Raw genomic sequence first — 20009 nt, forward strand, 5'->3', positions numbered from 1 at the left:
TTTTCTTCCGGTGTAAAATTTCTTCTCTTTTCCATAGTTCCATTCTAACTTATTTTGGCCGTTTTGTCTGTCTTAATTTCTGGTATCATTATAATTCATCTCACATAGCTCAGGTATTAACCAATATAATTGAAGATAATGCAAGATTGCACGAAATGAAGGATTATCTGATTAAAAATCCTTTTTCAAATAGTATCGCGATTAATCAGTTAAGCAAAGTCTTTGAATTAAATGATGATAGATTAGGGTGAAGCAGCATAATGAAATCAGTAAAAAAAATACATTACATATGGGTGGGCGGCAGGAAGAAGCCAGCATTAGTCAAAAAGTGTATCAGAAGCTGGGAGAAGTTCTTTCCGGACTGGGAGATTATTGAATGGAATGAAAGCAACCTTGACATCAACATTAACGAATACTGTAAGCAAGCCTATGAGGCAAAAAAGTATGCTTTCGTTTCAGATGTGCTCCGATTCGATGTATTATATAGGAACGGTGGACTGTACTTTGATACGGATGTCGAGGTCATAAAAAGCTTCGAAACAATAATAAACGAATATGAAGCCTTTTCTGGGTTTGAAAACGAGTATATCAATCCTGGTCTGGTATTATACAGTGCGTATCCAGGTAACTCCCTTTTTAAAGAAATGCTTGATATTTATTCACAAGAGAAATTTGCACTTGAGGATGGATATAATACAAAAACAGTATGTGAGTATTTTACCGAACTAATGTGTAATTACGGTTTGAAGCAGAATAATCAACTTCAGACAATTAATGGGTTTACAGTATTTCCCCGAACTTTCTTTTGCCCGGTCGATAGCATATGGCGCAGACAAGAGTTTACAAAGGATACATATACAATCCACCGATTTGCAGCTTCATGGGTGGGAAGAAAACAGAAACTAGAATATTTATATAAACGAATAGGATATAAACTTCTTGGGAGGAATACCATTGATTTTTTCAAGAGAATTCTTGGAAGAGAATGATTACCTAAACATAGTTCGAATTGATCAAAAAATCAAGATAATCAGATTAATACTATATATTGTTAGTGTAGCCTTGGCTATACTCTATTCAGCAAATGACAGTAAGGCTATTTCAATGCTTAATGTATTACTGATATCAGTATTGGTAATAACAGGCGATGAGAGTGAAAACTTTTCTCTCCTGATGGGATTGCAGCTGTTGCAAGCGGTTATTCAACTCTATCTTGGTTCATCTATTGTTAGTTTCCTTTTTGCTGCATATCCTATAGTTTTTTTTAAGAATATCATAAAACGTACAAATATTAAATATGATATAATTTCGTTGCTGTTGGTTATTGTACTCCTTGGCCTTGAACTTATTAACTTCCAGCTATATACTGGTACGGCCCTGGGAACAGTAGTGATTTGGGCCATGTCAATAGTTTACTTTTTCATGATTTGCTCAAAGAAAGGATTAGTAATAAACTACAATGAAATAATGCTTATGTTTACCATAGCATTTATAGCTGTTATCGTGATTAATGTTATAGAAGGAACCGACAAATATGGATCGGCTTATGGGTTGGGGGCGTTTAATGAGAATTTCAGATTTGGTGATGAATACAGGGCACTCGGGGGTCCCAATACAGTAGCTAATATAGCTCTTTTTGTAATATGCATGAATTACATCTATATTCTTGAAGGCTCCAAACTGGTATATAAACTTTTAAGCTTTGCATCCATCGTTACAGGATTTGTTTTTGGTTATGTAACTATTTCAAGAGCGTTTTTGGTGTCATTGGGTATTATTTTTATTCTGATATTTATATCTTTGCCAAAGAAGAAGCTATCCAATAAAATAGTATTCTTTTTAGTATTTTTATATTTCATATTGATATTGGTTTATAACAAAGAAACTATCAGTCGAGTTTTTCATTCATTCAGTGATAGATTTTTAGCGGGTAACGAAGATAGAATTATGTTAATGCTTCAATCAATAATTTCTTTGTTTGATAATACGCGCAGTACTTTACTTGGAAACGGGGTATATTATCAGCTGACTTTCCAAAGTAAGTTTACTGCTCATAATCTTTATTTGGACTCCTTTGTTTCATTTGGCTTATTTGGTGGTATTGCTTTCCTCTATTTACTGGTTAGGCTTTTTTTCAAGATTAAAAAGCAGAATAATGCATCTTTTAATCTGCTGCTGTATGCTCCATTAATAATTCTTGCTGCTTATAACTTTATTATTGGCAGTGTACGAGATGTTAGCCTGTATTATTATTTGATATTTTCGTATTTCTTGGCAAATAGTTTGCCTGAAAAAAGGAGCATAAGAAATGGGAAAGAGATTGACAGTGTTCACACCAACATATAACCGTGCAAAGTTACTGCCGAATCTGTATAAATCATTAATAGCACAAAACTCTAAAGAATTTGTATGGTTAATTGTAGATGATGGTTCAACGGATAATACTGAAGAAGTCGTACAGTCTTTCATTGATGACGCGCTTATTGAGATTAAGTATTATAAACAGGAAAACCAGGGTAAGCATGTAGCGCATAACTTGGCTGTTCAAGAAGCTGATAGTGAATTATTCGTGTGTGTTGATTCTGACGACAGCCTTACATCAAATGCAGTTGAAGAAATACTTATGATATGGGATAATACACCCAAATCTAGCGATATTTGTGGAATTATTGGTCCCCGTAGCAATTCAAGAGTGGATAAATGGCCTAAAAATATATTGTATGGGACTTTATCGGACTTATATGAGAGATATAAGTTTTCAGGAGACACAATAATTGCTTTCAGAACAGAGATAATCAAACAATACATGTTCCCTGTATTCAAAGGAGAAAAGTTTCTTCAGGAAAACATTATTTATTTGCAAATCGATAAACACTTTAGATATATATATACAGACAAAATATTATATATCGGACAGTACCTGGAAGATGGCTTATCCATGAATATAATGAGAATCATGCTCAAAAGCCCCAAAGGTACGGCCCTCTTTTTTATACAAAAGGCTTCTATGGCACGAAATGTAATAGATAGGTTTAAGGCCTATGCCTGTTACCTTGCTATAGAGGGTGATAAAGAGTTTTTGCGTGATTATAAAATTGATATAATTACTAAAACTATTGGGACATTATTAAAAAATCGATATAAGCGAATATTTAAAGAGTATATGGGTGATATGGTATGAAAGTAATACTTTATGGTTTTGGAAATCCAGATAACAGAGGGTGCGAAGCTATTGTAAAATCTGTTTCATCGATGATTAAAGCTAAGTATGAGAATTCATATATCATTGCGTTGTCCAATGACTATGGACGAGTACCCATGCTGAAAATAGATACAATTGATGAATATGGAAAGGGCATATATCCGCATGAAAATACCATTCAGACGTTTATTGCCCGTGTTATAAGGAAAATCTTTAAGTCAGCGGTTCCTTTTTATACGATTCTTAATATAAAGAATTTTAGAAATGCTCAAGATGCAGTTCTATGCATTTCAGTCGGAGGAGATAATTACTGCTATAATACAAAGAACGATTGGTTATATGCCATGGATAAAAAATTTCATGAGAAGAATAAAACACTTATTCATTGGGGGTCCTCTTTTGAAAAGTCATTGCTCGATGACAGAATGGTAAAGGACCTTAATCAATTTGACCTAATCATAGTTAGGGAGTCATTGTCGCGCCAGTATTTATTAGAGAAAAATATAACTGCCCCCATAACGCTAATTCCTGATCCAGCATTTATTCTTAAGCCAGAAAAGCTGGACGAGGTATGCCTGTCTAAAGATACAGTAGGAATCAATATCAGTCCGCTGATTATGCGATATACCACCAGTGAGGATTTAGTATATAAAAATGTTATTAACATGATAAATTATATAATTGAAAAATGTGGGTTGAAGGTGGCACTGATACCACATGTATGCGACAGGAGAACAGGGATAGGTGATTATACGGTTCTTTCAGACATTATGAAAGGAGTAAGGCAAAAAGATGATTGTACACTTATTGATTATACATATTCCGCAGAACAATATAAATATATAATTTCGAAATGCAGAATGTTTATTGGCGCACGTACCCACTCCACAATAGCGGCATATTCTACATTTGTGCCAACACTTGTCATAGGGTACTCTGTTAAAGCTAAGGGCATAGCGAAGGATATTTTTGGCACATATGAAAATTACGTTATACCTGTTCAATCCCTACAATCCGAAGAAGATTTGACGAACGGGTTTATTTGGCTTTATAAAAATGAGGATAAGATAAGAGAACATTTACATTCGTTTATGCCTGGTTATATTGAGCGCGCATATCAGGCAATTGATAAGATAGACGAGATAGTGGGGAGTCGGTAATGAGGGTTAATCAGCTGAAAGCGGGTGCTATATTATCATATCTATCGCTTATTCTAACTATACTTATCTCCCTAATATACACCCCTTTTATGCTACGTAAGCTGGGGCAATCTGAATATGGCTTGTTCTCTCTTATCAACTCAGTCATAGCTTATTTAACTATACTTGACTTTGGTTTTGGAAATGCTGCTGTAAGGTACACAGCAAAATATCGGGCAGAGAACAACAAGGAAAAAGAGCACGCCTTTCTTGGCATGCTTTTTCTCTTATATGTAGGAATAGGGATTATAGCGTTAATCATTGGGTTGTTGCTAATCTTTAACATTGAGAGTTTATTTCAGAATTCCTTGGCTAACTGGGAGATAGAGAAGGCTAAAATTCTGATGTGGATTGCTATTGTTAATATTGCTATATCCTTTCCGTTAAGCCTGTTTCAGTCAGTAATAAATGCCTATGAACGCTTCGTTTTCATTAAAGGGTTGCAGTTGGTAAAAAATGTATTAATGCCAGTTCTGATGGTTCTCGTTTTAGCGATGGGTTATAAATCCATAGGCATGATACTGGTAACAGTAATACTCAATTTATTATTCAACTTGTACTGCATAGTTTATTGTGTAAACAACCTGAAGGTAAAACTGCAATTTGAGAGATTTAATATACCTTTGCTAAAAGAACTTTCAATATATTCATTTTTTATTTTCCTCGGTATAATCGTAGATCGTGTATATTGGAATACTGGACAGTTCTTGCTGGGTATTTTCTCGGGAACAGTTTCAATTTCAGTGTATTCAATAGGTGTACAGTTTGCTACGTATTATCTCTCTTTATCAACAGCTGTTTCCAGTGTATTTCTCCCAAGGCTTACTGCAATTGATGTAAAGAATTCAGATTCAAATGAGATTTCCGAACTCTTTATCAAAATAGGGAGAATGCAACTCATCATTCTTGGTTATATTTTATCCGGATTTATTTTAATTGGAGAGGATTTTGTCACACTATGGGCAGGCAGTGAGTATAGTGATTCTTATTGGATTGCTCTCATTCTAATGGTCCCGTTGACAATTCCTCTTATTCAAAACTTGGGGATATCCGTTTTACAGGCTAAAAACAAACATGCTTTTCGATCAGTAGCTTATGTTTTTATTGCCATTCTCAATATTGCAATCTCAATCCCGCTTATTAAGGCTTTTGGGATATTTGGATGTGCCATTGGTACTGCTACTGCTTTTTTGGTTGGACAGGGTGTTACGATGAATGTTTATTATTATAAGATAATAAGACTTGACATACCAAGGTTTTGGCTTGAAGTTGGTAAGATATTACCTGCTATGGTTCTCCCTGGAATAATTACATATGTATTTAAACAGTGTGTGGTGTTGAAAGGCTATCTGGGACTTGCTATATACGGGGGTATATTTTCAATCCTTTATTTGATATGTATGTGGTTGCTCGGCATGAATACCTACGAGAAAAATCTTGCCAGAGAACCATATATAATGCTTAAGACAAGAGCTAAGAAATTGATTATGAGGTAATAAAACCATGATATGCATTCAGAACAAGTCGGACTGTTATGGCTGTTCAGCATGTTATTCCATATGTCCTTCAAGATGTATTATAATGGCTAAGGATGATGAAGGATTTTTATATCCTATTGTGGATCAAAACACCTGTATTAACTGCAAACGATGCGAGATGGTTTGTCCATCATTAAATCAGTTTTCTCCAACTACTCCTCTGAAAGTGTATGCAGCAAAGAACAAAGACATCCAAATACGCAGGGAAAGCTCATCAGGAGGGATTTTTACCCTTCTGGCCGATCATATAATTGAGAAGCATAATGGTGTAGTTTTTGGGGCAGGCATTGACTCCAATAATATGATTAGACATCTTTCAGTTGAGGACAAGGACAAAATTCATCTATTGCGGGGCTCGAAATATGCGCAAAGTGATATGGGCGATAGCTATCAAGAGGTTAAGGCATATTTGAATCAGGGCAGATATGTCCTGTTTACAGGAACACCTTGTCAGGTAGCCGGGCTTAAAGCCTTTTTGCAGAGATCCTATAAAACTTTGCTATGTGTAGATGTGGTATGTCATGGTTCTCCTTCATGTGATGTTTTGAAGTATTACTTAGCTGGTCTCGAAAAAGAATTCGGGTCAAGAGCAACAGGTATTAATTTCAGGGATAAAAAAACTGGCTGGAAAGATTATTATTTTTCGATTTCCTTTGAGAATAAAAAGAAGTATTTATGCCAAAAGGATAAGAGCGCATACATGCGCGGATTTATTGGAAATTTATATCTTCGACCTTCTTGCTACAATTGTAAGGTTAAAAACTTAAAAAGCGGCAGTGATATTACTCTTGGTGATTATTGGGGAGTTTCTTCAAGGTTCCCTGAATTCGACGATGATACCGGTGTGTCTTTAGTAATTGTCAATACTGCTAAGGGTTATGAATACTTCAACAAGCTCAAAGACTCAATGGATATAAGAGAATCTGAAATAACTCATGCGATAAAGACAAATCCGTATATTGCTAGATCCGCTGGACTCCATCGCAACCGGGATTTATTTTTCAAAAGATATAGGGATGAATCTTTCGACACATTAGTTGATGAGCTTCTAAAGAAAGGAAATCTGGAGAAACTATATTTATATATACGTGAAGCATTTTTAAAAATCCTCGTTTTTGGCTGGTCAATAGTAAAAAAGCTAAGAAATCAAATGGCTAAGTAAAACTTTTATATAGGAGAGAAACATGGTTATATACTCCGTGATCATGGCAGGTGGCGGTGGGACACGATTCTGGCCGCTCAGCCGGCAAGAGCTGCCCAAGCAGATGCACAACATTACCGGCAATGACATTATGATTAACGAGACAATAGACCGGATTAAAAACATTGTGCCTTATGAGAATACCTATATTGTAACCGCTGACAGACAGAAAGAACTGCTGAAGTCTGTCATCAATCCACAGATATCTGTGCAAAACATACTGGCAGAGCCGATGCCCAGGAATACCGCCCCCTGTATCCTGTATGCAGCAATGAAGATATATAAGGAACACGGGGACGGCATCATGTTTGTTCTGCCGGCAGATCACTATATATCCAATGTCCCGGAGTTCAACAGAATTCTCAGAAAGGCTGCAGGTGTTGCAGAGGTAACCGATAAATTAATCACGATTGGAATAAAGCCGACTTTCCCATCCACTGGTTATGGCTATATCCAGTACAATATGCAAAACGAGTTGGTATACAGGCTGGAAACTTTGCCGGCCGGAGACGAAGCGGATGGTAATACCAGCACATTGCATGAACTCAGCGGAGTCTATGAAGTCGAGCAGTTCATTGAAAAGCCTGACAGAGAGAGCGCCAAGTCCTATATTGAATCGGGTAATTTTTTGTGGAACAGCGGCATGTTTATCTGGAAGGTCTCTGTCATTATGGATAACTTCAAAAGATACTTGCCGAGAATCTATGATGAAATGGAATCCTATTTGAAAGCAAAAGACGAAAAGGATGAGATGGAAGCTCTGGAAAAGGCATACAGCAGGATTAAAGGTATCTCTATTGATTATGGCATACTGGAGCGTTCAAACGATGTTTATGTGATTCCCGGTGATTTCGGCTGGAATGATATCGGAAGCTGGGATGCATTGGGGGCTATTTTCCCACCCGATGAGAATGGTAACATCATTAAGGCCGATTTTATTGAAATAGATACGAAAAACTCAATCATATACGGACAAGGAAAACAGCTTATTGCTACTGTCGGCCTTAAGGATATGATAGTGGTTAATACCGATGATGCTTTGCTGATTTGTCCCAAGACTCGTGCCCAGGAAGTAAAGGATATTGTCGATAAACTCAAAAAAAATGGCAGGAACGATTTACTATAATATCGGCTGCGAGTTAAAGGTGGAGTATGAAGAAAGCAATTGCCACATTGATGATTCTTGTTATTTCCGTATCCCCTCTTTTCAGAGGGCTTTATTTTGAGCTGGAAGCATACGCGTTTTTAGCTGTCCTTGCGTTGCTTTCGGTTGTCTATCTATTCACGAAACTGGCTAACAGGGAAGCAATGCGCTTTCATAAATGGATTCTTGTATTCGGAGTCTGTTTGATCGCGGCTTATATACTGAGCTTTGCCAAGGCGGTGAGCATACGGGACAATATCACAAGTCTCATTCAGATCAGTACGTATTTGCTCGTATCAATCATCCTGTATGACTATTATCATGATAAAAAACGGCTTTTCGGACAAACGCTGATGCTTTTTACCGTCATCGCCGGTTTTATTAATGCCATACTCGGAATTGAGGCTTTATCCGGAGCATTTGAATCGCTGAATTATACTTTGATATATATGCGGGTTGGAGGCATGTTTCAATATGCCAATACTGCAGCTGTTTACTTTATGATATGCGTTGTATTTTCAATTGCACTGATTCATTCAGTAAAGAGTATACTATTAAAGCTCATGCTTTCCGGTATGGGGAATATCGCATTTCTTGCGTTGCTCCTGACCAGTTCAAGAGGCGGCTTTTTGGTTGGTATCGCTGTATTTTTGCTGATGTGGGCGCTCCAGCCCAAGGGTTATAGACTGAAATATGTCTGCTCCTTCGTTTGCACGGTTGTACCGGCTTTCTTATTTATTGGGAGAATTATCACCCTGGGCGGCTCCAGAGACTACATTTCCATAGCAAAATGGATGGCCGTATCATTTATGGCGGCCGTGATACTGAGTTTGATATATGGTGTGGTATCCTCGCTGCTATCCGGCGCTAAGGCAAGTATCAGGAATGGCTTGGCCGTTGTTTGCCTGGTGGGATTTCTGGCTGTTGCCGCAGTTATCGTCCTCAATCATGGCATAACGGCAATATTACCCGGAAACATCATTATGCGATTTCAGACATTGGGATTGCAAGATAGGAATATCATACTTCGGCTGACCTATTTCCGTGATGCTTTGAAGCTGATATCGTCCAACTGGTTGCTGGGTCTGGGGGGCGGCGGATGGTATTCCCTTTATCAAAGCGTACAGGATATGTTCTATGTGGCTCGTACAGTCCATAACCATTATTTGCAGGTATTCGTAGAAGCCGGTATTCTGGGTTTTATCAGTTTTCTGGCAATCATTCTGCTCTCACTTATCAATATGTTCTATTCACTGATAAATCAGAAGGATGATACGGAACGTATCATGCTCACCGGTATTTTCTGCGGCTTTTTAGCTCTTGTATTACATTCCTCATTTGACTTCAACCTCTCATATGTCTCAATGGCTTTATTATTGTGGACATTTGTTGCCGGTTCAGCGGTCTGCCTTTCGGAGAAAAGCACGGCCAATGCAGGAACTGTCCTGCAAACGATATCGTTCCGTAGTAATGCTGCGAAGCTGGCGGTTATCGTAGCCTGTTCTGCATTATTCTCCGTTAGCGGATTATTTACTGCCTCCGCTTATTACGCAGATCGGGGTTTTAACAGTTTGTTAAGGAAGGATTATGTGACTTCAGGGACCTATTATCTTAAGGCGAGCCATCTTGATCCGCTCAACCCGGTTTACCATTTTCAGCTTGCCAAAGTCTATTATAATTATTCAAAAAGAAGTGCCGATCCGATACAAGTTGAAGGCTGGCGACGTACGGCCATAAAGGAGGCTGAACAGAGTGTTTTACTGAATCCTTGCTATCCGGAGTACCGGGAAATACTGGCTTTTATCTGTTATGAGTCCGATCAGCCGCTGAAGGCGCTGGAGAATGCTGAAAAGCTTATCGAACTGCAGCCCCTGAAAAACAGCAACTATGAACTCTTGGCAAAATGTTATTTGAAATCTGCGGAATATTATAGAAACAACAATAATATGGATAAGTGCAGGGAAATGCTGATTCGTTGCTCTCAAGTTGATCAATTGCCGAAGGTTACTGCCGACGAAACCATAATGGAATATAAGCATCAGGCATTGGCTTTGCTGAAAAGTTTTTAAATTTGCCTAATCTTAATGCATCATCTTCGTTATTATTTATACACATTTACTATATAAAATGTTAGGGCAAGGGAATTGCAAAAAAATGCATATGATAGTATAATATTTCTGTGGTTCCAAAGGAGGCGAGGAATGTGAAAAAAACAATATGTTTATTGATGGTATTAGTGTTCACATTCGTATTTGCATGCATGAGTTTCGCAGAAAATGAAGCTATCATTGAAGATCCTACAGCTCCTGGTTCTGGTCAGACAGTTGTACAAGATATGTATGACGAGGAAGTGCCGCAATCTCCTCCCGAAGATTCAGGGGATTCCGGTGACTATGCAGCTGCGTATCAGTTAGCTATAGCCAGTATCGAAGATCAAGATATTCCGGCTTCTGGCGAACTGGTTCAGACCGGTGGCGTTCCTGCTTATGTGTTCTACATTGCCGGTGGCATCTGCATACTGGCAGCAATCGTGCTGGCCACCAGAAAAGGCAAGGAAAGCAATGCCGGTTGATTAGGAACACCGGAACGAGCAATGTGAGAAGCCAGGCTTGAGCCTGGCTTTTTTGCTGGACTTTTGGGGATTCTAATACAACAGGGAAAACTGTGCTGTGCAGCATTTAAAACGGGAGAGGCATTATGGCAGCTGGGAAGAATAAAAACATCATCCGGATTCTGGTTTCAATAGCGCTTTGGCTGTCATCCTTCAGCATCATCATTTTGTTTACGAGCTACAGCGGTGAAGAATCAAGCCGGATGAGCATGGCCGTAGCGCACTTTATCAGGGATCTCATCGCAAGGCATTTTTATGTGAATCCCGGCGATGAATTCTGGGATATCACCCTGCATGCCATGGTGCGAAAACTTGCCCATTACACGGAGTTCTTCTATCACGGCATGACAACGGGTTTCCTGATGGTTACCCTGCTCAGAAAAAGATGGGCAGCGTTTTCGGCATCTGCCGCCATCTGTTTGGCAACGGCCGTACTGGATGAGTTCCGGCAACGGTTTATACCCGGAAGAGGCCCCCAGTGGTCCGATGTCCTTCTTGACGCCACCGGCGCTTTAACTGGTCTTTTGGTATTCTTCCTGGTTTATGCCGTCTGTTCCAGGATCAGATCGCTCAAACGACGTATCCGGGAACTCGAGAACAGCGTAAGCAAATAGCCGCCTGAATCTTCCCAGGCGGCTTTTATGTCTTCATGCCTTCTGAACAGATCGGTGCTTACCGATCGCCATACCCCTCCGGATTATTCTTCTGCCAGTTCCATGAGTCGCGGCACATGTCTTCCAGGCTCTTTTCAGCCTTCCAGCCCAACACTTTCAGCGCCTTGCCCGGATCGGCAAAGCAGGTGCCGATATCGCCCGGCCTCCTGCCGGTAATCTTATAGGGTATTTTGAGGCCATTGGCCTTTTCGAAGCTTTTTACCACATCCAGAACACTGTATCCCACGCCGGTTCCCAGGTTGATCGCATCCACCCCTGTGCTGGTCAAGACCTTCTCAAGGGCCTTGATGTGACCCTTGGCCAGGTCCACCACATGGATATAGTCCCTTACTCCGGTGCCGTCATGGGTATCGTAGTCATTGCCGAATACATTGAGATGTTCCCGCTTGCCCACCGCAACCTGCGTGATATAGGGCATGAGATTGTTGGGGATGCCGTTGGGATCCTCGCCAATCCGTCCGCTCTCATGGGCACCGATGGGATTGAAATACCTCAATAGAATAGTACTCCATGAGTTATCGGCAACATAGATGTCCCGCAATATCTGCTCTATCATGAACTTGGTCCAGCCATAGGGGTTGGTGGCCGAAAGGGGCATGTCCTCGGTGAAGGGAGCCTTGTTGTTAAGCCCGTATACCGTGGCCGAGGAACTGAAGACCATGCGCTTGGCCTGGTATTTTTCCATGAGGCTGCAGAGATTCAGTGTGCCTGTCAGATTGTTATGATAATACTTTATGGGGATGGAAACCGATTCTCCAACGGCTTTCAGTCCGGCAAAATGGATGACCGCATCTATCCGGTGCTTTTTGAAGACCTCTTCCAACGCATCCTTATCCAGTAAATCTACTTTATAGAAGAGAAAATCCTTTCCGGTTATCTCGCGAATCCTGTTGAGCACCTCGGGTTTGCTGTTGGAAAAGTTATCGACGATGATAACGCTGTAGTCCTGATCCAGCAGTTCAACCACTGTATGGGAACCGATATATCCCGCGCCGCCGGTCACAAGGACAGTTGCTTTGCTGGCAGCATGGCTCATGAAAAATCACCTGTCTTCCTTTTTACATTTCAGATGCATCTTATCATACCGGGAACGCCCGGTCAACGCAATGGCAGTTGTATGTATCTTTATTGCCCCTTTTTCATACCCTATGATACAATCAAAGCTGTCAAAAGGAATATGAACCGATGGAGAAACGCATGAAAAAATCAAGAGCAGCCTTGCTATGGGATCTGTTTATAACCTTTTTCAAGATTGGGGCTTTTACCATTGGCGGCGGTCTTGCCATGCTGCCCATTATTGAACGGGAGATTGTCGACAATAAGCAATATATCTCCAAGGAAGAGATCGTGGATGCCTTTGCCATATCCCAGTCCCTTCCGGGAGTGATTGCCATCAACTCTGCTTTCTATATCGGTTACAGGATAGCGGGAATAGCCGGGGCTGTTGTAACAGCCATCGGTGTCATTCTCCCATCCTTTATCTCCATCCTGGCCATAGCCATCCTGTTTGACACCGTGAGCGGGAACGTTTATGTCAGCAAGGCCCTGACAGGCATAAAAGCAGGGGTTGCAGGCGTTATTGCGGTTACCGTGGTCAGGCTGGGCAAATCCGTTATCAAGGATTGGTTTGCACTCATTCTTGCGGTGCTTGCTTTCGCCGTAACCACATGGCTTGATGTGAGCATCGTGTTCATCATCGCCGCCGGCGCTCTGGCGGGTTATCTTTACTATCAGGCCGGGAGGGTGAAGCGGCATGATACTGATTAGTCTTTTCCTGGTATTCGTCAAGATTGGCCTGATCGGTTTTGGCGGAGGATATGCCATCCTGACCATCATTCAGCAGGAACTGACCCAACGCGGCTGGATTGGGCAACAGGAGTTTGCCGATATAGCCGCCATTTCCCAGATCACGCCGGGCCCTATCGCTGTGAACGCTGCCACCTATGTGGGTTATCGGATTGCCGGGTTCTGGGGCTCCCTTGTGGCGACACTGGGCGTTTCGCTGCCTTCCTTCGTGCTGGTCATCCTCGTTGCACACTTTATTCTCAAGTTCAAGGAGAGCCGGGCTGTGGAGTCATGCATGAAAGGCATAAGGCCGGTTACAGTAGCCTTTATCGCTTCCGCGGCAATCTTCTTTGCACTGGAATCCTTTGTCAATCTTCAGGCACCGCTTCTCGTGAACTGGGGGCCTTTTGCAATTTTTGCGGGCGCCATCCTTGTGGCGGTCTTCACGAAAATTAACGTCATCCTGATTGTGCTTATGTCCATGGTTGCCGGTCTGATATTGTGCTGAATGAATCTAAGGCAGCAAAAAAGCCCAAGCAAACGCATTGGGCCTGATTGATTTTAAGAATACCTGTTTGCCTTCGCTCAGAAGGCGATAGATGAAATCTACCAGGTAGGGATCATTCAACAATAAACTGCTTGATCTCGTTGATGAAATCCTCAGGATTGTCACCGTGAATTTCCATCTTGATGGGTTTGCTGAGATCCAGGCTGAAAATGCCCATGATGGATTTGGCATCAACGATATATCTTCCCGATGTGAGATCCACATCAAAGTCATATTTGTTGACGATATTGACAAAATCCTTCACATCATTGATGGACTTCAGTAAAATATTGAATGTATTCATATGATGCACCGCCTTCCATGCGTTATTTTTGCAAAATCAACCATACTATTTTATATTAGTATCCTATAAGGCATATAGTCAATAATTATTATGTTAAGATTTTGTTAAAGGTAATTGGATGTTTTTGTAAAGTTCATGAGATGTTCGGACGGCTCATCAAGAATGACATGAACGGGAAAGCGCCGTCCGAAAACCGATTTGGGAGTGTTGAGACGGTTTGGAAAGCATGAATCATATAGCAAGCGGAAAACGAGTAGCCTTCATCACACTGGGATGCAAGGTTAATATTGCTGAAACAGAGGGCATGAAAAGGCTCTTTGAAAAAGCCGGCTACCAGGTTGTGGACAGCGATGAGTATGCCGACGTATACGTGGTCAATACCTGTACGGTGACCAACATGGGGGATCGTAAGTCCAGGCAAATGCTGCGGAGGGTTCATGGCATCAACCCCAACGCGGTGATTGCTGCGGTGGGATGCTTTGCCCAGGTATCGCCTGAGGAAGCGGCGAAGATAGAAGGAGTCAGCCTGGTTGTTGGCAACAATATGAAGCATGAGATAGTTTCCTTGGTGGAAGAGGCTGCCCATCGTACTGGAAAATCCATCCATGTGCGAAGCAGACAGCAGCTGTCTGATTTCGAGGAATTGCCCGTTGAAACCTATACAGGGCATACCCGCGCATTTATTAAAGTGCAGGACGGATGCGACCAGTTCTGCTCCTATTGCATTATTCCCTATGCCAGGGGACCTGTGAGAAGCAGGAAGGCGGAGGATGTGCTGAGGGAAGCGGAAAGCTTTGCGCGGCGGGGCTTCAAAGAGGTGGTGCTGACCGGAATTCACATCACTTCCTATAAGGACGGCGCCACAGGAGCCGATCTGATGACCCTTGTCGAGGAAATCAACCGGGTTGACGGTATTGAGCGCATCAGGCTGGGATCCCTGGAGCCCATGTTCATTACGCGGAATTTCATACAACAAGCCAAAGGCATAACCAAGCTTTGTCCCCATTATCACATCTCTTTGCAAAGCGGGAGTGCAGGGACATTGAAGCGGATGCACCGCAGGTATACGCCGGATGACTTCAGGCGGATTGTGATGGCTCTGAAGGAAGAGATTCCCGATGTGGCCATCACCACGGATGTGATGGTGGGCTTTCCGGGTGAGACCCAGCAGGAGTTTGAGGAGTCCTATGCCTTTTGCGAGGAAATGGGCTTCCTGTGGGCCCACGTGTTTAAGTATTCCCCCAGGAAAGGAACGCCTGCGGCGCGGTTTAAGGATCAGGTGCCCCCGGAGGTGAAGGAAGAGAGAAGCCGGGCAATGATCGCTCTGGCGGAAAAGAACCGCGAATCGTTCTTCCGGCGATTCGTCGGCACCACGCAAAGGGTTCTGTTCGAGCAACCCGTGAATGGTACGCCGGATCTGTTGGAAGGACTTACGCCCAACTATATTCAGGTGGAAGCACGGCTCGACCAGTCGGTGATTGGCAAGATTTTGCCTGTCAAATTGGTGGACATCGACGGTGAACGCATGGTGGGCGTGCCGTTAGATTAAAGGTTGGTTACAAAGCTTATGAAAGCTTGATTTAGGCCCACGGATATATTAAGATTAAATCATCGGAGGTTGGAATAATCATGCAATTGTAATTACAGGCTTCTTCCGGCTGGTTAACATACGGATGCAAAGGTCAGCCGAATCTTGGTAACATGTGTCATTCAAGATACACCATCGGTCGATTTTGTAGAAAGCGGGTGAGATCATGAACCAAGGCACCGTAAAGTTTGATTTTAGCAATGAGTATCCGAACCAAACCCGTGAGATCATTCTAAAGGTCTATGAAGCGCTTACGGAGAAAGGGTACAACCCGATTAACCAAATAGTGGGATACATTATGTCCGGCGATCCTACCTATATAACCAGCCACAACAATGCTAGAAGCCTGATCAGTCGCGTGGAGCGCGATGAAATACTGGAAGAGTTGCTGCGCTACTACCTCGAAAGATAATATTGACACTCAGTGATGAACCTGCCTTCGGGCAGGTTTTTTGTTGCCCGGGATATGTGCGCTGCCTGGTGTTTGTGATATATATTAGGGGAGGACTTGTCCCAAATCTGTCTGTATCCATAACAGACCATGTATACAGGGGTGGATCGATTGGAATACCGTTTTTTGGGTAAAACCGGAATAAAAGTTTCACGGCTATGCTTTGGTGCTTTGGTGATTGGACCGCTTCAGAGAAACCTGAGCGTGGAGGAAGGCGCAGCGGTCATAGAGGAAGCCCTGCGATTGGGCGTTAACTTTATCGATACTGCCGACCTTTATGATACCTATCCCTATATCAGGCGTGCCATTGAAAGGAGCGGCATCAGACCCGTGATTGCGTCCAAATGCTATGCTTATACCCGGGAAGATGCCAAGCGTTGCCTGGACAGGGCGCTTACCGAGACAGGTGTTGATACCATCGATCTCTTCCTGATGCATGAACAGGAAAGCGAGCACACCATCCGGGGACACTGGGAGGCATTTGAATACTATCTCGAGCAGAAACAGGCCGGTGTGATCCGGGCTGTGGGGATTTCCACCCATCACATCGCGGCGGTGAAGGCTGCCGCCGCAATTCCGGAGATGGACGTCATCCATCCCATTGTCAACAAGCGCGGCCTGGGGATTTGTGACGGGCCCGTCGATGAAATGCTTGCAGCAATAAAGGAAGCCCATGATGCAGGAAAGGGCATATACGGTATGAAGATATTCGGCGGCGGGAACCTTTTGGGAGAATTTGAGGATGCCCTGAGGTTTGCTTTGGGAATTCCCTGGCTGGATGCCATTGCCGTGGGCATGCAAAATATCGACGAGGTACGCATGAATGTGGCTTTGTTTGAGGATATCGAAGCCATCAGCCGCTTTGGCGGCCGGGCTGCCGCCGGTCCCAGGAAGGCACTTCACGTGGATTTCTGGTGTGAGGCTTGCGGGAAATGCGTGGAGCGCTGCCAGCAAAAAGCCCTGTCGCTGAAGGATAGTAAACTTGTGATTGATCACGACCGATGCGTTACGTGCGGTTATTGCTCCGCGGCCTGCCCGTTGTTTGCCCTGAAGGTGTATTGATAGCGGATTCTGCCTGTGTTGGGCGAACTGATCATCGCTGTAAGTAAACAGGATTTGATACTTATAAATAGTTGACAGCAATCCTGCACGGGATTAAAATGAATATAAAACTAAATACAAATCATACGGTACAATCTTCGGGGCAGGGTGAAAGTCCCTACCGGCGGTAATATGGCATGAGCCATTAGCCCGCGAGCGTTAAGCACGATCCGGTGAGATTCCGGAGCCGACAGTTAAAGTCTGGATGGGAGAAGATGATCGTTTCTCTGCTGACACCCCTGAGATTGCTTCAGGGTTTTTTTATGCCTGACTAAGGCTTACATATAAGCCCTGTAGCGTCTCCGGCCGAAGAAAACACCCCTGATTGTACTAAAAAGAAGGAGTGTTTTTTTATGCAGAACCGGACAAAATTCATCGCCAAGGTAGGCATCCTGGCCGCACTGGCCGCAGCCATTATGTTCATTGAGACCCCGCTTCCCTTCATGCCGCCTTTCCTGAAACTGGACCTGAGTGAAATCATTGTGCTTCTGGGCGCTTTTGCCATAGGCCCCCTGGCGGGCGTGGTCATCGAGCTGGTGAAGAACCTGATCCATCTGCCCTTCACCATAACAGGGGGAGTGGGAGAGCTGGCCAACTTTGTCGTGGGCTGTTCTTTTGTAGTTCCGGCCGCATGGGTCTATAAACGGAAAAAATCGATTAAGACAGCCATCATGGGACTCGTTATCGGCTCTGTTACCATGGTGGTTCTGGCCACACTGGTTAACTATTTTGTCATGATCCCGCTCTATGTGGAGATCTTTGCCGATAAGTTCAGCATCACCCCTGAGGAATCGCTGCGGAGCATCATTCAGTCGGGTGCCGAGAAAAACCAGAACATTGTGGATCTTGCGACCCTCATTCTCTATGGCATCATTCCGTTCAATGTTATCAAGACCATCGTAGTTTCGCTGCTGACCTTTGTCTCCTACAAGCGGGTTTCGCCCATTCTTCACAGATGAGGGAATGCTTTTGGACTGATTGGGGCATGATGGGACTAAATGGGATCGGAAAGTATGTTAATTTTTTATTAAAGTACCCCGCGGAATGGGGTAAACTACCTTTACAACCCTTGCCGTTTCATGTATGCTAATATGTGGTTATTGACTTACAAAAGGAAGGAGTTACGGGATATGAAGCAATACCTTGAGATTGAAGGCATATTGGCAAGAGAAATACTGGATTCACGCGGAAATCCCACCGTCGAGGTTGAAGTGGTTGTTGAAGGCGGATTCGTAGGCCGCGCAGCAGTTCCTTCCGGTGCTTCAACAGGTGCCTTTGAAGCTGTTGAGCTCCGCGACGGTGACAAGAGCCGTTATCTCGGAAAGGGCGTTCAGAAAGCAGTTGACAATGTCAATGAAATTATTGCCCCTGAGATCGTTGGCATGAACGTATTTGATCAGGTCCTCATCGACAAGACCATGATTGAGCTGGACGGCACACCCAACAAGAGCAAGCTGGGTGCCAACGCCATCCTGGGCGTATCGCTGGCTGTTGCCAAGGCGGCGGCTGAAGCGCTGGGGCTGCCCCTTTACCAGTATATCGGAGGAACCAATGCCAAGGTTCTGCCTGTTCCCATGATGAACATCATCAACGGCGGCAAGCATGCCGACAACAGCGTGACCATACAGGAATTCATGATCATGCCCGTTGGCGCCAAGAGCTTCAAGCAGGCGCTCCAGTGGTGCGCTGAGGTGTTCCACAACCTCAAGAGCGTGCTGAAGGGCAAGGGTTATTCCACCGCTGTTGGTGACGAGGGCGGCTTTGCTCCCAACCTGAAGTCCGATGAGGAAGCTATCCAGGTTATCCTTGAGGCCGTTGAGAAGGCCGGCTTCAAGCCTGGCGAAGATTTCAGAATCGCCATCGATGCCGCTTCCACCGAGATGTATGAGGAAGCCAAGGCTAAGGGCAAGGAAGGCATGTACTACTGGTGGAAGACCGACAAGTGGATGACCAAGGAAGAAATGGTTGCTTTCTGGGAAGAAATGTGCAGCAAGTATCCCATCATCTCCATTGAGGACGGCGTTGCCGAGGAAGACTGGGAAGGCTGGAAGCTGCTCACCGAAAAGCTGGGCAAGAAGGTTCAGCTGGTTGGCGACGACCTGTTCGTAACCAATACCCAGCGCCTGAAGAAGGGTATAGACCTGGGTGTTGCCAACTCCATCCTCATCAAGGTTAACCAGATCGGTACCCTCACCGAAACCCTGGAAGCTATCCAGATGGCCAACAGGGCCGGCTATACCGCTGTTACTTCCCACCGCTCCGGCGAGACCGAGGACGCCACTATCGCCGACATTGCTGTTGCCACCAACTCCGGCCAGATCAAGACCGGTGCGCCTTCCAGAACCGACCGTGTGGCAAAATACAACCAGCTGCTCCGCATCGAGGAAGAGCTGGGCGAAGTGGCCGAGTATCCTGGCCTTGCCGCTTGGTTCAATCTGAAGAACAAGTAAGGGTTGAATTAAAGTAAGGCAGTATTCATGCGTCTGCAATGCATATAAAGAGGCTGAACCGTTATGGTCCAGCCTCTTAGTTTTCTATTGTGGCATTTGGCAAAGCGTTTTTGAGTTTCGGTTCTATAATAAATGTTGGGGTGCCGAAGGGAAATAACTTCGGTGCTCCAACATTTTTTGCAAAAAAGAGAGCATGGAGTTGAAATCTCAAGTA

20 protein-coding genes and 1 riboswitch are annotated in these 20009 nt (G+C 43.5%); of the genes, 18 read left to right on the forward strand and 2 right to left on the reverse strand.

Annotated elements, in window-relative coordinates; translation table 11 throughout:
• The 11 genes from F3H12_RS13375 to F3H12_RS10930 all read left to right on the forward strand — a co-directional run.
• Window positions 1-251 (forward strand): hypothetical protein (locus F3H12_RS13375; RefSeq protein ID WP_207706839.1); only part of this gene is annotated, 251 nt, incomplete at its 5' end.
• Window positions 252-260: 9 nt separating this feature from the next.
• Complete coding sequence (locus F3H12_RS10885) at window positions 261-989, forward strand: glycosyltransferase family 32 protein (protein ID WP_149679352.1); 729 nt, start codon at window positions 261-263, stop codon at window positions 987-989.
• Entirely contained in the window at window positions 955-2346 is a 1392-nt protein-coding gene (locus F3H12_RS10890; RefSeq protein WP_149679353.1) for an O-antigen ligase family protein, read from the forward strand. Before F3H12_RS10885 ends, F3H12_RS10890 begins: the two co-directional genes overlap by 35 nt.
• Window positions 2309-3181 carry a glycosyltransferase family 2 protein gene (locus F3H12_RS10895; RefSeq protein ID WP_149679354.1) on the forward strand — a complete coding sequence of 291 codons (873 nt, stop codon included), beginning with the start codon at window positions 2309-2311 and terminating at the stop codon, window positions 3179-3181. The genes F3H12_RS10890 and F3H12_RS10895 overlap by 38 nt, the downstream gene beginning before the upstream one ends.
• Complete coding sequence (locus F3H12_RS10900; RefSeq protein WP_149679355.1) at window positions 3178-4362, forward strand: polysaccharide pyruvyl transferase family protein; 1185 nt, start codon at window positions 3178-3180, stop codon at window positions 4360-4362. The genes F3H12_RS10895 and F3H12_RS10900 overlap by 4 nt, the downstream gene beginning before the upstream one ends.
• A complete protein-coding gene (locus F3H12_RS10905) occupies window positions 4362-5897 on the forward strand; it encodes an oligosaccharide flippase family protein (RefSeq protein WP_149679356.1) in 1536 nt (511 codons plus the stop codon). The genes F3H12_RS10900 and F3H12_RS10905 overlap by 1 nt, the downstream gene beginning before the upstream one ends.
• A 7-nt stretch (window positions 5898-5904) precedes the next feature.
• On the forward strand, window positions 5905-7101 hold the full coding sequence (locus F3H12_RS10910) for a Coenzyme F420 hydrogenase/dehydrogenase, beta subunit C-terminal domain (protein ID WP_149679357.1): 1197 nt from the start codon (window positions 5905-5907) through the stop codon (window positions 7099-7101).
• A 22-nt stretch (window positions 7102-7123) separates the two neighbouring features.
• Window positions 7124-8266 (forward strand): mannose-1-phosphate guanylyltransferase, encoded by a 1143-nt coding sequence (locus tag F3H12_RS10915; protein ID WP_149679358.1) that lies wholly within the window; start codon window positions 7124-7126, stop codon window positions 8264-8266.
• A gap of 26 nt (window positions 8267-8292) precedes the next feature.
• Window positions 8293-10353, forward strand: coding sequence for an O-antigen ligase family protein (locus F3H12_RS10920; RefSeq protein WP_149679359.1), 2061 nt, complete (start codon window positions 8293-8295; stop codon window positions 10351-10353).
• A gap of 134 nt (window positions 10354-10487) precedes the next feature.
• On the forward strand, window positions 10488-10856 hold the full coding sequence (locus F3H12_RS10925) for a hypothetical protein (protein WP_149679360.1): 369 nt from the start codon (window positions 10488-10490) through the stop codon (window positions 10854-10856).
• Window positions 10857-10981: 125 nt separating this feature from the next.
• Window positions 10982-11509: a VanZ family protein gene (locus tag F3H12_RS10930; protein WP_149679361.1), complete on the forward strand. Its 528-nt coding sequence runs from the start codon at window positions 10982-10984 to the stop codon at window positions 11507-11509.
• Between the two features lie 58 nt (window positions 11510-11567).
• Here F3H12_RS10930 and galE read toward each other — a convergent pair whose 3' ends face one another.
• Entirely contained in the window at window positions 11568-12605 is a 1038-nt protein-coding gene (gene galE, locus F3H12_RS10935; RefSeq protein WP_149679362.1) for a UDP-glucose 4-epimerase GalE, read from the reverse strand.
• A gap of 161 nt (window positions 12606-12766) precedes the next feature.
• Between galE and F3H12_RS10940 the strand changes: the two genes are divergently transcribed.
• Together F3H12_RS10940 and F3H12_RS10945 are read left to right on the forward strand one after the other, a co-directional pair.
• Window positions 12767-13336: a chromate transporter gene (locus tag F3H12_RS10940; protein WP_188118498.1), complete on the forward strand. Its 570-nt coding sequence runs from the start codon at window positions 12767-12769 to the stop codon at window positions 13334-13336.
• On the forward strand, window positions 13323-13862 hold the full coding sequence (locus F3H12_RS10945) for a chromate transporter (RefSeq protein WP_149679364.1): 540 nt from the start codon (window positions 13323-13325) through the stop codon (window positions 13860-13862). Before F3H12_RS10940 ends, F3H12_RS10945 begins: the two co-directional genes overlap by 14 nt.
• Before the next feature lie 112 nt (window positions 13863-13974).
• Here the strand turns inward: F3H12_RS10945 and F3H12_RS10950 are convergent, their stop codons facing one another.
• Window positions 13975-14205, reverse strand: a complete 231-nt coding sequence (locus F3H12_RS10950; RefSeq protein WP_149679365.1) for an HPr family phosphocarrier protein — start codon at window positions 14203-14205, stop codon at window positions 13975-13977.
• Between the two features lie 226 nt (window positions 14206-14431).
• Between F3H12_RS10950 and mtaB the strand changes: the two genes are divergently transcribed.
• The 5 genes from mtaB (at window position 14432) to eno (ending at window position 19795) form a co-directional block, all read left to right on the forward strand.
• A complete protein-coding gene (mtaB, locus tag F3H12_RS10955; RefSeq protein WP_149679366.1) occupies window positions 14432-15754 on the forward strand; it encodes a tRNA (N(6)-L-threonylcarbamoyladenosine(37)-C(2))-methylthiotransferase MtaB in 1323 nt (440 codons plus the stop codon).
• Between the two features lie 205 nt (window positions 15755-15959).
• The gene (locus F3H12_RS10960; RefSeq protein WP_149679367.1) at window positions 15960-16205 is read left to right on the forward strand and encodes an IreB family regulatory phosphoprotein; all 246 of its coding nucleotides are present in this window, start codon (window positions 15960-15962) and stop codon (window positions 16203-16205) included.
• A 141-nt stretch (window positions 16206-16346) separates the two neighbouring features.
• Window positions 16347-17306 carry an aldo/keto reductase gene (locus F3H12_RS10965; protein WP_479694078.1) on the forward strand — a complete coding sequence of 320 codons (960 nt, stop codon included), beginning with the start codon at window positions 16347-16349 and terminating at the stop codon, window positions 17304-17306.
• A 129-nt stretch (window positions 17307-17435) separates the two neighbouring features.
• A riboswitch (FMN riboswitch) is annotated at window positions 17436-17566 on the forward strand.
• Between the two features lie 132 nt (window positions 17567-17698).
• Window positions 17699-18304: an ECF transporter S component gene (locus F3H12_RS10970; RefSeq protein WP_149679369.1), complete on the forward strand. Its 606-nt coding sequence runs from the start codon at window positions 17699-17701 to the stop codon at window positions 18302-18304.
• Between the two features lie 171 nt (window positions 18305-18475).
• Complete coding sequence (eno, locus tag F3H12_RS10975) at window positions 18476-19795, forward strand: phosphopyruvate hydratase (RefSeq protein WP_149679370.1); 1320 nt, start codon at window positions 18476-18478, stop codon at window positions 19793-19795.
• The last annotated feature ends 214 nt before the right edge of the window (window positions 19796-20009 follow it).

This window comes from Thermoclostridium caenicola (assembly GCF_900142095.1).
In the GTDB taxonomy this organism is placed as follows: domain Bacteria; phylum Bacillota; class Clostridia; order DSM-8532; family DSM-8532; genus Thermoclostridium_A; species Thermoclostridium_A caenicola.